The following is a 12,750-nucleotide window of genomic DNA, read 5'->3' on the forward strand; positions in this document are numbered from 1 at the left end:
TGTAGCAAAGATACCACCAGCTACATGGTGGCAAGTCACAGTCCACAGGGGAAATCATGCAAGCACATCCAACCACCTTTGTCCTTACTTTGCTCGGCTGCTTCATGCTGTCCGCCTGCGGTGGTGGCGGCAGCGACGACAGTGGCTCGGGCAGCGGCTCCACCAGCGCCGGCGGCACCAGCGGCACCTCGGCAAACTGCCAGTACAGCAATCTGATCAGCGATACGGAACGCAAGCAGGCAAGCGCCTGCGGCATCCAGGTATCGGGCAACTATACCCAGGCTGACTCGGCATACGATAGCCTCGTTGCCGCCTGCAAGCAGGGAGACAAAGCCAAGGCGGATGCCTACTACAGCGGCACATATCAGAAAATGGTCGACTACGCGCGCTCCGTGAGCAAGGAACTCGGTTGCGGGCAAAACAATGGCCCTACCTTGCCCAACAACAGCACGGCAAGCAACTACAATTTCTGTGTCAAAAGCACATCGGTCAATGGTAAGCTCAGCTATGAAGGCGCTTGCTACGGCCCCGTCAAATCGGGCGAAGGCGGTTGCGGCAGCGGCTATAACTATGTCAGCCAGTACGCCAGCCTCAGCACGTGCACCTCGGGCGGCAAAAGCTGGCTGGAAGCGCGTTAAGGAAGTCGCGCGGCCAAGGCCGCCCCCACTGTGTCTTGTCCACCGCTTGCCGCCATGAGGATCGCCAATGACGCCATCGCTCGCCGTCGCCAGCCAGGCACTGCTTACCCTGATCTACGAAGCGGCCACGCGGCATGGCGCCTGGTCGCAATTCCTGTTCGCCTTCGCGCAACAACTGAAATCGCACGCGGGCTTGATCTGGGCCAATGATTTCAGCAACCGCTCGGTCGACGTCCAGTTGCCCGGCAGCGGCCTGTCCGCCACTTATGGCTTCGAGTCGGACGCCATGGCCAGCTTTGCCAACTATTACGGCGCGCGCAATGTCTGGCTGGAAGACGCCAGCCTGCACCGCGAGGGCGGCGTCGTCACCGGCTCCATGCTGTTTCCAGACCATTGCCTGAAGAAAACCGAGTACTGGACGGACTGGTTGCGCCCGCAAGACATCTTTTATACGGCGGCGGCCATCGTCGAATTGCGCGCCGAGCGCTCCACCAACGTCACCGTCGTGCGCCGCGAAGAGGCGGGCGCCTACGATGCGGGCGAGCTGGCGCTGATCCGCAGCCTGATGCCGCACCTGCAGACGGCCTTTGCCCTGCAGCGCAAGCTGCGCCGGCTGGAAGTGCTGTCCCAGAGCTCCACCCAGGTGCTGGAATTGCTGCCGTTTGGCGTGCTGTTGCTCGATGCCACGTCGCAATTACTGTACGCCAACGAGCGGGCGCTGGCCATGACGGCCGCGACGCGCTTGCTGCAACTGCGCGAAGGTGCGCCCCTGTATTGCCCGCGCGAAGCAGACAACGGCGCGCTGCGGCGCATGCTGCACGAAGCAGCGCAAACGGGCACGACGGCGTCAGGCGGTCCCGGCGGCGTGCTCAATCTGAACGGCTTGACGGGCGAACAGCTGCGCCTGCGCGTCACGCCCCTGCCTTCCTGGCACAGCCCGTTCGGCTCGGCCAGCGCCATCGCCGTTTTTCTCAGCGACAGCAGCGACCTGATCACCTCCCTGGCGGCCACCCTGCGCAATTTCTATGGCATGACGGTGGCCGAGGCGCGCCTGACGGAAGCGCTCGTCAACGGCTATTCCTTGCAGGAATATGCCGAACGCCAGCGCATTTCCATCCATACGGCACGCACCCAGATCAAGAGCGCCACCGCCAAGGCCGGCGCCCAGCGCCAGGTGGACCTGGTGCGCATCGTGCTGACGGGCCCTGCCGTGCTGCAGCGCAATCCCCTTCCCGCCTGACCCTGCAAAAACACGGGCCGCCAGCATGCTTTTCATTTATATCGTAAGATGACGATATTAGAATTTGGAAAACACGATATATACATCGCTGAAAAGCGAATTATATGTTCAGGAGAAACAACATGGATATCGACGCCATCCACAAGGCGCTGGCCAATCCGGTACGCCGACAGATTTTGCAATGGCTGAAGGAACCGCAGCAGTATTTCCAGGAGCAGGATCACCCGCTGCACTTGGGCGTGTGCGCCGGACTGATCGACCGCCGCCTGAACCTGTCGCAATCGACGGTGTCGGCGCACCTGGCCAGCTTGCAGAAAGCAGGCCTGATTTCGGCAACCAAGGTGGGCCAATGGAGTTTCTTCAGCCGCAACGAAGCCACCATCGAAGCCTTTCTCGAACACATGCAGCAAGGTTTGTAAACATCACCATTTCAACGCCGCCTGAACGGCACCCACAAGGACAATCATGGCAACTTTATTCGACCCCATCACCATCGGCAGTTTGCAATTGAAAAACCGCATCATCATGGCGCCGCTGACGCGTTCGCGCGCCGGCAACCCGGGCCGCGTGCCCAACGCCCTGATGGCCGAGTACTACACGCAGCGCGCGTCGGCCGGCATGATCATCTCGGAAGCGACGGCCGTCACGCCCCAAGGCGTGGGCTATGCCGACACGCCGGGCATCTGGTCCGAGGAACAGGTGGAAGGCTGGAAACACATCACCCGGGCCGTGCATGACGCCGGCGGCCTGATCGTGCTGCAACTGTGGCATGTGGGCCGCATTTCCGCCCCTGTCTTCCTCGATGGCGACTTGCCCGTGGCGCCCAGCGCCGTCAAGCCGGCCGGCCATGTCAGCCTGCTGCGCCCGAAACAGGCATTCGTCACGCCGCGCGCGCTCGCTACGGAAGAAATCCCCGGCATCGTGGCAGCCTACCGCCTGGGCGCCGAGAATGCGAAAAAAGCCGGCTTCGACGGCGTGGAAATCCATGGCGCCAATGGTTATCTGCTCGACCAGTTCCTGCAAGATAGCACCAACCTGCGCACCGACAACTATGGCGGCTCGATTGAAAACCGCGCCCGATTGATGCTGGAAGTGACGGACGCCTGTATCGACGTGTGGGGTGCCGACCGGGTCGGCATGCATCTGGCACCGCGCCGCGATGCGCATGACATGGGCGACTCCGACCCGCGCGCCACCTTCGGCTATGTGGCACGCGAGCTGGGCAAGCGTGGCATCGCCTTCATCTGCGCACGCGAAGCGCTGGGCGACGACCGCCTGGGCCCTTACCTGAAACAGGAATTTGGCGGCGTCTACATTGCCAACGAGAAAATGGACAAGGCGGCTGCCGAAACCTTGCTGGCCAAGGGGGAAGCCGATGCCGTCGCCTTTGGCTTGTGGTTCATCGCCAACCCCGACCTGCCCATCCGCCTGCACAGCGACGCGCCCTTGAATCCCCTGAATCCGGACACGCTGTACGCACCTGATGCGGCCGGCTACACAGACTATCCGGCACTGGCGGCACTGGCTTGAACCGCGCTCGGGGCGACAGCAGCGGCACTTCGTCGCTGTTGCCTGCCCTTCAGCGCCATCGGCGTCGTGCCGGCCGGGCCGGACGGCGCGCCTGCACGCTGCTGAAGACGCGGCGTATCACCTCGGCCGGCACGGCGTGCTCGCGCAAATAGGCTGTCGCCACCGTCCGTCCCAGGGCGCGATGGAAAGCGACGCCCCGCTCGATGAGCTCGGCCATCACTTTATCCTTTCGCACATGCTCCCCATTTACCTCGTCGATACTGTTTTTCATGCCATGGCTCCCTATCGGGTGGATCAACACTGCATCAAGTTTTGACCACATGGTGCGCATTTAGTGCCCGCCACAGTGGCAAAGCATCGCTAAAATAGCAGCCACAACGGCCCAGGTGCCGCATGAATAGCGGCCTCGGCTGCTTGTCGCCATCGCCAGCCCCGTATAGAATGCCTGCGCAGAATTTTTGCTTCAAGGAAAATGGCCACCAGCGCCATCCGACTAAGAACAGTGTCACTGAAGGGTATCAATGGACGAATTATTTGTACAAACGGGCGACTTGCCGACCTGGCACCAGCGCTGCGCGCTGCGCGTGCTGCACCTGTTCGGCTGGCGCATGCGCTTTCGCCCCTTGCCGGGGCCGCGCGGCATCGCCGTCGTCTACCCGCACACGTCGAACTGGGATTTCATGGTGGGCCTGTTCGGCAAATGGGCGCTGTCGCTGCCGTTCCGCTGGCTGGCCAAGGATTCCTTGTTCCGCGGCCCGATGGGCAAGGTGCTGCGCTATCTGGGCGGCGAACCCGTCGACCGCAGCACCACCAGCGGCACGATTCAACGCCAGGCCGAACGCATGCTGGCTGCCGACTGGTACTGGCTGGCCATCACGCCGGAAGCGACGCGCAGCTACCGTCCGAACTGGAAAAGCGGCTTTTACCACCTGGCGCTGGCCGCCAAGGTACCGCTGTTGCTGGTCTACATCGACTATCCGAACAAGGTGCTGGGCGTCGTCGACCATTTGTACTTGACGGGCGACAAGGAGGCCGACATGGCCGCCATTGCCGCCGTGTATGCGGGGCACCAGGGCTTGCATCCTGAAAAGGCAGCGCCCATCGTGCTGTCCGACAAGCGCCCTGGCGCTTAAACGATTAAGCAAGCCCCATCAACACCACGCCGGCGGCCGTCAAGGCCACGCCGGCCAGGCGCAGCATGCGCTCGGCCAATACCTGGCCGAGGAAACGTCCCGCGCACAGCAAGACAGCCGAAGCCAGCATGAAGCCGCATGCGGCCGCTGCTGCCGGCAATTCCTGGCCATGCGCATTGCCATGCGCCAGCGCGAACAGGCCCACCATGCCCATGCCGAGCCAGTTCGGCAAGGCCAGCGCCAGCGCGATGGCCAGCCCCACCAGCGCCACCGTGGCGGCGATACCCGTTTCCAGCCCGGGCACCGTCAAACCCGCCATGCCGGCCAGAGCGCCAAACAGCATCATGCCGAGGAAAGTGGCCGGCTGGGCCAGGCCGCGGCGCTGCTGGCCGCCCCAGATGCCCACGCCCAGCATGGCCAGCAAATGGTCGATGCCCGTGAACGGATGGGCGAAACCGGCCAGAAAACCCACGCTGTCGCCATGACCGGGGTGGGCCATGGCTGGTAAAGCCAGCAGGCACAGCGCCACCACGGCGGCTGTTTTCTTCATCAGTCTTGCGCTCATTGCAGCTCCTTGCCTGGTTGATCGAGTAAACCTTGCTCGCGGATAAAATCGATGACGATCTGCACACCGTCGCCGCTGCGCAGATTGGTGAACACGAAGGGGCGCTCGCCGCGCATGCGCTTGGCGTCCTGCGCCATCAAGTCCAGATTGGCGCCCACGTATGGCGCCAGGTCCGTCTTGTTGATGATCAGCAAATCGGAGCGCGTGATGCCGGGCCCGCCCTTGCGCGGGATTTTTTCGCCACCGGCCACGTCGATCACGTAAATCGTCAGGTCCGACAATTCCGGGCTGAAGGTGGCGGCCAGGTTATCGCCGCCCGATTCGACCAGGATCAAATCAAGGTTGGGAAAATCTGCCTGCATGCGCGCGATGGCTTCCAGGTTGATGGACGCATCCTCGCGTATGGCCGTGTGCGGGCAGCCGCCCGTCTCCACGCCCATCAGGCGCTCGGCCGGCAAGGCATCCGCGCGCAGCAGGATTTCCATGTCTTCCTTGGTGTAGATGTCATTCGTGATGACGGCCATGTCGTAGCGTTCGCGCATGCCTTTGCACAGCATTTCGCACAGGGCCGTCTTGCCCGAGCCGACGGGCCCGCCGATGCCCACGCGCAGCGGATTGGAGGTGATCGATGTCATTTTTGCTCTCTTATAGAATAATTCAGGAACGGTACAGGCGGCTGTACTGCACTTCGTGCCGCATCGACAGCAGCGACAGGCCGGGCGCCCAGTTGCCCATCTCGTCGTCTTGCAAGGTTTGCGCCGTGAGGGCCGCCGCTTCCAGCTCCGGCCGCAGCGACAGCAATAGTCGCTGGCCCGCCACTTGCCCCAGCGGCACGGATTTCACGCAGACCAGCACCTGGTTTTCCGCCCAGGCGAACAGCATGGCCAGCAGCGCTTGCTCGCGCGGAATGGCCAGTGCCGCCACGGCGCAGGCATACGCCGTGGGCAGGGCCACTTCCGGCAGGCCCTGCAGCATGTCGATCAAGACGCCGTCGGCCACGCCCAGTTCGGCCAGCAATTTGCTCAATGAATAGCCCATCTGGATGGTCTCGGCGCGAAACTCCGCCGTGTCGCGCGAAGCGATGAAACGCTCGCTCCAGCGCTGCACGGCGCACAGATCCTGCGCGTCGAACGCCTGCATCAAGCGCCAGCACAAAGGCGCTTCCCAGCGCGCCACCACCTGCGCCAGATGCTGCGCGATCCATTCGCGCGCCGTGGCCGCATCCGCCACCAGGCCAGATTCGAGCGCCGCTTCCAGTCCCTGCGAATAGCTGTAGGCGCCGATCGGCAGGGCCGGGCTGGCGAACTGCAGCAAATGCAGCAGGGCCGAGGCCTGCATCATGCGGTGCCCGCTGTATCACTGGGGCGGTGGATTTTCTGCCGCAGCGGCACGGGTGCCAGCAAATGCTGGCCGTGGCCGTCGTGGTGGCCATGGCCGCCGCCATACGCGCCCGCCTCCGGCTCGAACGGCGCGCTTTCTTCCGTCACAGTCGCCTGCAAGCCTTCCAGCATCTCCTTCAACACCACGTCCTTGCGGATGCGCAGAAAGCCGTCGCCCACCTGCGCCTGCGTGTGGCGGTTCCCCAGGTGGAAAGCGCAGCGCAGCAGGGTGTGGGCGTCCGCGCAGCGCACCAGGTAGGTCGGTTCGCGCGCGGCGACGATCTGCACCACCTGACCATCCGGCCCCGTCATGCGCTCGCCGTCGCGCAGCACCGTGCCGCGCACGGTGAACACGGCCACCTCGTCGCCATTCGACAGCACGGCGCGCAGCCGGCATTTTTCGCGCTGGTCGTAGGGCAGCACCAGTTGGGCAACGGCGGCGCGATGATCGTCAGCCGCCAGTTTGGTATGCAAAGTGAGCATGCTTGTCTCCTGCTTAAAATAGAAAATAGCGCTGCGCCATCGGCAGCACGGCGGCCGCCTCGCACACCAGCAACTGGCCGTCGGCGCGCACGGCATAGGTTTCCGGGTCCACTTCCATGTGCGGCGTGGCGCTGTTATGTATCATGTCGTGCTTGCGCAAGCCGCGCATGTTTTTCACGGCGATGACGGATTTGTTCAGTTTCAGCTGGTGGCCGATATCGAGGTCGTAGGCCGCCTGAGAGACAAAGGTGAACGACTTTTTCAGGCCGCCGCCGAAGGCGCCGAACATCATGCGGTAATGCACGGGCTGCGGCGTGGGAATCGACGCATTCGGGTCGCCCATCTGCGCAGCGGCGATCATGCCGCCCTTGAGTATCATCGACGGCTTGACGCCGAAGAAGGCCGGCTTCCACAGCACGATGTCGGCGATCTTGCCCGACTCGATGGAGCCCACCACATGCGATATCCCATGCGTGATGGCCGGGTTGATCGTGTACTTGGCGATGTAGCGCTTGGCGCGGAAATTGTCGCTGCGCGCCGTGTCGGGCGCCAAGGCGCCCCGCTGCACCTTCATCTTGTGCGCCGTCTGCCAGGTGCGCATGATCACTTCACCCACCCTGCCCATGGCTTGCGAGTCGGACGACATCATGGAGATGGCGCCGATATCGTGCAAAATATCTTCGGCAGCGATGGTTTCACGGCGGATGCGCGACTCGGCAAAGGCCACGTCTTCGGCAATGGCCGGGTCCAGGTGGTGGCACACCATCAGCATGTCCAGGTGCTCGTCGAGCGTGTTGACGGTGAAGGGCCGCGTCGGGTTGGTCGACGAGGGCAGCACGTTGGCCTGTCCCACGGCGGCGATGATGTCGGGTGCATGGCCGCCGCCCGCCCCTTCCGTGTGAAAGGTGTGGATGGTGCGGTCCTTGAAGGCAGCCAGCGTGTGTTCCAGAAAGCCGCCCTCGTTGAGGGTATCGCTGTGCAGCGCCACCTGGATATCCATGCGGTCGGCGACGGACAGGCAATTGTCGATGGCGGCCGGGGTGCTGCCCCAGTCTTCATGCAGTTTCAGGCCGATGGCGCCCGCGCGCACCTGCTCCTCCAGCGGCAGCGGCAAGCTGACGTTACCCTTGCCCATGAAGCCCAGGTTCATCGGAAAAGCGTCGGCGGCGGCCAGCATGGCGTGCAAGTGCCATGGCCCCGGCGTGCAGGTGGTGGCGGCCGTGCCCACGGCCGGCCCCGTGCCGCCGCCCAGCATGGTGGTCACGCCGCTCATCAGCGCTTCCTCGATCTGCTGCGGGCAGATGAAGTGGATATGCGTGTCGACGCCGCCGGCCGTGACGATCAGGCCTTCGCCGGCGATGATTTCCGTGGCGCCGCCGATGGGCAAGGTCACGCCAGGCTGGATATCCGGGTTGCCCGCCTTGCCGATGCCGAAAATCAGCCCGTTTTTCAAGCCGATGTCGGCTTTCACGATGCCCCAATGATCGAGGATGACGGCATTCGTGATGACGGTGTCCATCACCTCGGCCGCGCAGCGCTGCGACTGGCCCATGCCGTCGCGGATCACCTTGCCGCCGCCGAATTTCACCTCTTCGCCATAGATCGCGTAGTCATGCTCGATCTCGATGAACAGTTCCGTGTCGGCCAGGCGGATGCGGTCGCCCTTGGTGGGGCCGAACATTTCGGCGTATGCGCTGCGGGGAATGCTGGCCATCTCAATCCTTTCCCGGTGGAGTGTCTTGCAGTTCGCCCATCACAGCGCCATTGAAGCCGTACACCTTGCGCTCGCCCGCCAGCGCCACCAGTTCCACCGTGCGCTGCTGGCCCGGCTCGAAGCGCACGGCCGTCCCGGCCGTGATATTGAGGCGCATGCCATAGGCGCGCCAGCGCTCGAAGGCCAGCGCCGGGTTGACTTCAAAAAAGTGGAAATGCGAGCCGACCTGGATCGGCCGGTCGCCCCGGTTGGCCACCACCACGGTGGCCGTGGCGCGCCCCGCATTCAAGCTGATTTCGCCTTCTTCCAATTTGTATTCGCCTGGGGTCATGACCGGCTCCTGTCAATGTCGCTTGCTTGGTTACGGTATCGGATGGTGCACGGTCACCAGCTTGCTGCCATCGGGGAAGGTCGCTTCGACCTGAATATCGGGGATCATCTCGGCGATGCCATCCATGACGTCGGCGCGCGCGAGTATTTTTGTGCCGTCCGACATCAGCTGCGCCACCGACTTGCCATCGCGCGCGCCTTCCATGATGGCGGCGCTGATCAGGGCCACCGCTTCCGGATAATTCAACTTCAAGCCACGCGCCAGGCGTCGTTCGGCCAGCAGCGCAGCCGTAAAAATGAGCAGCTTGTCTTTTTCGCGGGGAGTCAGGTCCATGGTTTTCCTTGCGCTTCTTTCCTGATTAAGTGTTCCAGATGCGGGGCACGACGGCGGCGCGTCCCAGCATGGCGGGGCGCAGCATCTGCCAGGCAGCCAGCATGATCGTGCGCGCCGCCTCGCTGTCGCCGCACAGCAGGCGCACCACCACCAGCGCTTTCATCTGCGTGGCGCCAAACGCGGCGCCGGCTGGCACGGCGATCTCGCGCAAGGCCGCCAGCACGGCGGGAGAAACGGGTGTGCCGACGGCGATCAGGGTGGCGCATACCGTGTGCCCCCCCAGGCCCAGCGGGCTAGCCATCAGCGCGCCGCCGGCTGCCAGCACGCCCTGCTCCCACCACAGCAGCTTGCCGCCGCGGCGGATCTGCACCTGCTGGCTGATGCTGCCCGTGTTGAAAATTTCGCCCGAGGCGCTGCGGCCCAGGCAGACGATATCGCAGCCGATGTAGCTGGCGTCCTGCGCCAGTTCCACTTCGTGGCGCAGGCGCACGCAAGCCTGGTCGAAGACAATGCTCTCCTGCGGAAGCCACTCGATGGCAGCGCCGCTGCCCGCGCGCAGCACGATATGCTGGCCCGAGACATGGCCATTCGCGCGGTACCACTTGGCCGCGCCCGGCGACGTGAGCAGAGCGTGCGCGCCCTCGCCCACCGTGGCGTCGACGGCCAGCTGGTCACCGCCCACTACACCGCCGGGCGGATGGATGATGATGGCGTGGCAAACGGCGTCGCCTTCCGGGTACAGGGGCTTTTGCACACGCAAAGGGCCGCTGTGCGTGCGCTCGACCAGGCGGCTGACGCCATCGTGCAGCGCAAAGCCCAGGCGCAAATGCGCCTGCCAGGCGCCGTGCGCGCTGGCCTCGGCCTGATTCGGCATGGCTGGATGGGTGCTGTCTGGCATGCGGGACAATCGCGTAAATAAGCGATTACCTAAGCAGGATATGTGCCAGCATCAGGGGAAGAAAAACTGAGAATTGCGCACCGCTCTGCAGCGGACGCACCGACTTGGTGCATCGGCCGCACTGCGGCGCTCAGGCCACGGCCAGGGTGCGCCGTTCGCGCAGCAAGTCGGTGAAGGCTTGCGCGGCCAGGGGACGACTGAAATAATAGCCCTGCATTTCGTCGCAGCCGTGTTCCGTCAGGAAGTCGACCTGTTCTCGCGTTTCCACGCCTTCGGCGATGACGCGCATGGCCAGGTTGTGCGCCAGCGAGATGACGGAACGGGCGATGGCCGCATCGCTGCTGCTGGTAGTGACGTCATCGACGAAGGATTTGTCGATTTTCAGCACGTCGATGGGAAAGCGTTTCAGGTAGCCCAGGCTGGAATAGCCGGTGCCGAAGTCGTCGAGCGAAATGCCCACGCCGATATCCTTCAGGCGCGTCAGGGCCGCCACGGCCTTGTCCGGGTCGCCCATCACCGTGCTTTCCGTGATCTCGATACCCAGGCAGGCGGGCGCGATGCCGTACTTGCGCAAGGTCGCCTCGACGAAAGGCACCGTGCGGTCCTGCGCGAACTGTTTGCCCGACAGGTTGACGGCCACCTTGATGCTGCCCAGGCCCGCGTCGTGCCAGGCGCGGATCTGCGCGCAGACGCTTTCGAGCATCCATTCGCCGATGGCCGTGATCGAGCCGTATTCCTCGGCCAGCGCGATGAACAGGCCGGGCGGCACCTTGCCCAGCACCGGGTTATCCCAGCGCAGCAGGGCTTCCGCGCCCAGCAAGGCGCCCGTGCGCAAACACATCTGCGGCTGGTAGTGCACTGCGAATTCATCGCGGCAGATGGCGCCGCGCAGCTGCTGCTGCATGGCCAGGCGGGCGCGGATATCGCTGCCCATGCGCTCCGTGAAAAAGGCGTAATGGTCGCGCCCCATTTCCTTGGCGCGCACCAGGGCCGTGTCGGCGTGGCGCAGCACGTCGTCGAGGCTGTCGCCGTCGGCCGGACACATGGCGATGCCGATGCTGGTCGTCAGCGTCAGGCGCTCGCCGTCGACGATGAGTTCTTCGCGCAGGCCGGCCAGGATGGTTTGCACCAGCCCCAGAGTACGCCCCAGCAGGGCATCGTCCTGCAGCAGGATCTGGAATTCGTCGCCGCCCTGGCGCACCACCGTGTCGCCCTCGCGCACGCAACCGGACAGGAAACGCGCCACCACTTGCAGCGCCTTGTCGCCCACGGCCTGGCCGTGCGAATCGTTGATGTTCTTGAAGCGGTCCAGGTCCAGACACATCAGCACCACCTGCTGGCTGTCGCGCAGCGCGTTCGCGCGCGCCTGTTGGAAGCGCTCGCGCAGCAGCACGCGGTTAGGCAAACCCGTCAGCGCGTCGTGGTAGGAGAGGAAATCGATCAGATGCTGCTCGGCCTTGCGCTCGCTGATATCGAGGAAGACGCCGATGTAGTTGACGACGGCGCCATCGGGCCCGTACACGGTGGAGGCGCTGAGCAGGCAGGGATAGGTGTCACCGCTCTTGCGCCGCGTCTGCACTTCTCCCGACCAGCAGCCGCTGCTGCGCAAGCCCTGGCGCAGGGCCTGCAGCACCGCTTCGCCCGTGTGTCCGGCATGCAGGCGCATGATGTCCGTGCCCACCACTTCCTGCGCCGCGTAGCCGGTGATGCGTGTAAAGGCGGGATTGGCCGTGACGATGGCGCCGGCCGGATCCGTGATCAGGATGGCATCCTGGGTCGCTTCGAAGACCTGGCCCGACAGGCGCAGCAATTCTTCATTGGCGCGGCGGATCTGCACTTCGCGCGCCAGGGTGCTGGCCACCTGTTCCAGTTCGGCCGTGCGTTCGGCCACGCGCCGCTCCAGGTTGGCGCGCTCCTGCGCCAGCTGCAGCTGCGCCCGCGCCAGACGCACGTGGGCGTCGGTGCGGGCCAGGATCTCCTCGGCCTGGAAGGGCTTGGCGATGAAATCGACGGCGCCAAGCGCAAAGCCGCGCACCTTGTCATCCGTATCGTATTGGGCCGACAGGAAGATCACCGGCACCTGGCGCAGGGACGGTATCTCCTTCAGGCGGCGGCAGACTTCAAAGCCGTCAAGGCCGGGCATGCGCACGTCGAGCAGGATCAGCTCCGGCGGGCGCGCCTGGGCCGTCCACAGCGCCAGTTCACCGTTTGGCGCCTGGCGCACCGCATAGCCGGCGCCGCCCAGCAAATCGCTCAACAGCTTCAGCGAAGCCGGTGTATCTTCAACGATCAGTACTTCGCCCTTAGCATTCACTTCGGAAAAATCGCGGTGCATGTAGCAGTTCTCTCAGCTTTGGATGAGGCGCGGCGATCAGTTGCCACGCTGGACAAGACATTTCTTTGCGATGAACTACGTACTATCATCATAATCTTTATTGCAATTTAGCACCATCCATCGGCGGCACTTAGTCCTTCTTTTCAGCGAATCCGATGTTGTCAGCCCACA

General features: G+C 64.0%; 15 protein-coding genes. 5 read left to right on the forward strand and 10 right to left on the reverse strand.

Annotated features, from left to right (window positions below; translation table 11 throughout):
* Positions 1-56: 56 nt before the first annotated feature.
* The 4 genes from ACQ4WS_RS03010 (at position 57) to ACQ4WS_RS03025 (ending at position 3,408) form a co-directional block, all read left to right on the forward strand.
* A complete protein-coding gene (locus tag ACQ4WS_RS03010; RefSeq protein WP_436473527.1) occupies positions 57-638 on the forward strand; it encodes a hypothetical protein in 582 nt (193 codons plus the stop codon).
* 67 nt (positions 639-705) lie between these two features.
* Positions 706-1,878: a helix-turn-helix transcriptional regulator gene (locus tag ACQ4WS_RS03015; protein ID WP_436473529.1), complete on the forward strand. Its 1,173-nt coding sequence runs from the start codon at positions 706-708 to the stop codon at positions 1,876-1,878.
* A gap of 122 nt (positions 1,879-2,000) precedes the next feature.
* Entirely contained in the window at positions 2,001-2,297 is a 297-nt protein-coding gene (locus ACQ4WS_RS03020; RefSeq protein ID WP_176384690.1) for an ArsR/SmtB family transcription factor, read from the forward strand.
* Between the two features lie 46 nt (positions 2,298-2,343).
* Positions 2,344-3,408, forward strand: coding sequence for an alkene reductase (locus ACQ4WS_RS03025; protein WP_436473532.1), 1,065 nt, complete (start codon positions 2,344-2,346; stop codon positions 3,406-3,408).
* Positions 3,409-3,457: 49 nt separating this feature from the next.
* Here ACQ4WS_RS03025 and ACQ4WS_RS03030 read toward each other — a convergent pair whose 3' ends face one another.
* The gene (locus ACQ4WS_RS03030) at positions 3,458-3,679 is read right to left on the reverse strand and encodes a hypothetical protein (RefSeq protein WP_436473533.1); all 222 of its coding nucleotides are present in this window, start codon (positions 3,677-3,679) and stop codon (positions 3,458-3,460) included.
* Between the two features lie 250 nt (positions 3,680-3,929).
* On the opposite strand from ACQ4WS_RS03030, the gene ACQ4WS_RS03035 reads away from it, so the two are divergent.
* Entirely contained in the window at positions 3,930-4,541 is a 612-nt protein-coding gene (locus tag ACQ4WS_RS03035) for a 1-acyl-sn-glycerol-3-phosphate acyltransferase (RefSeq protein ID WP_436473534.1), read from the forward strand.
* Between the two features lie 4 nt (positions 4,542-4,545).
* On the opposite strand, the gene ACQ4WS_RS03040 is transcribed toward ACQ4WS_RS03035, so the two are convergent.
* The 9 genes from ACQ4WS_RS03040 to ACQ4WS_RS03080 all read right to left on the reverse strand — a co-directional run bounded on the left by ACQ4WS_RS03040 (position 4,546) and on the right by ACQ4WS_RS03080 (position 12,579).
* Complete coding sequence (locus ACQ4WS_RS03040; RefSeq protein WP_436473536.1) at positions 4,546-5,106, reverse strand: HupE/UreJ family protein; 561 nt, start codon at positions 5,104-5,106, stop codon at positions 4,546-4,548.
* Positions 5,103-5,741 carry an urease accessory protein UreG gene (gene ureG, locus ACQ4WS_RS03045; protein WP_436473538.1) on the reverse strand — a complete coding sequence of 213 codons (639 nt, stop codon included), beginning with the start codon at positions 5,739-5,741 and terminating at the stop codon, positions 5,103-5,105. The genes ACQ4WS_RS03040 and ureG overlap by 4 nt, the downstream gene beginning before the upstream one ends.
* 22 nt (positions 5,742-5,763) lie before the next feature.
* Positions 5,764-6,444, reverse strand: coding sequence for an urease accessory protein UreF (locus ACQ4WS_RS03050; protein WP_436473642.1), 681 nt, complete (start codon positions 6,442-6,444; stop codon positions 5,764-5,766).
* Complete coding sequence (gene ureE, locus ACQ4WS_RS03055) at positions 6,444-6,968, reverse strand: urease accessory protein UreE (protein ID WP_436473539.1); 525 nt, start codon at positions 6,966-6,968, stop codon at positions 6,444-6,446. The genes ACQ4WS_RS03050 and ureE overlap by 1 nt, the downstream gene beginning before the upstream one ends.
* 13 nt (positions 6,969-6,981) lie before the next feature.
* Positions 6,982-8,682: an urease subunit alpha gene (gene ureC, locus ACQ4WS_RS03060; RefSeq protein ID WP_436473541.1), complete on the reverse strand. Its 1,701-nt coding sequence runs from the start codon at positions 8,680-8,682 to the stop codon at positions 6,982-6,984.
* Position 8,683: 1 nt separating this feature from the next.
* Positions 8,684-9,013 (reverse strand): urease subunit beta, encoded by a 330-nt coding sequence (locus tag ACQ4WS_RS03065; protein WP_251348197.1) that lies wholly within the window; start codon positions 9,011-9,013, stop codon positions 8,684-8,686.
* Between the two features lie 30 nt (positions 9,014-9,043).
* Positions 9,044-9,346 (reverse strand): urease subunit gamma, encoded by a 303-nt coding sequence (locus ACQ4WS_RS03070; RefSeq protein ID WP_436473543.1) that lies wholly within the window; start codon positions 9,344-9,346, stop codon positions 9,044-9,046.
* A gap of 25 nt (positions 9,347-9,371) precedes the next feature.
* The gene (locus ACQ4WS_RS03075; RefSeq protein WP_436473545.1) at positions 9,372-10,244 is read right to left on the reverse strand and encodes an urease accessory protein UreD; all 873 of its coding nucleotides are present in this window, start codon (positions 10,242-10,244) and stop codon (positions 9,372-9,374) included.
* Between the two features lie 130 nt (positions 10,245-10,374).
* Complete coding sequence (locus ACQ4WS_RS03080; RefSeq protein WP_436473547.1) at positions 10,375-12,579, reverse strand: EAL domain-containing response regulator; 2,205 nt, start codon at positions 12,577-12,579, stop codon at positions 10,375-10,377.
* Positions 12,580-12,750 lie beyond the last annotated feature (171 nt).

Source organism: Janthinobacterium leeuwenhoeki (assembly GCF_051380795.1).
Taxonomy (GTDB): Bacteria; Pseudomonadota; Gammaproteobacteria; order Burkholderiales; family Burkholderiaceae_D; genus Janthinobacterium.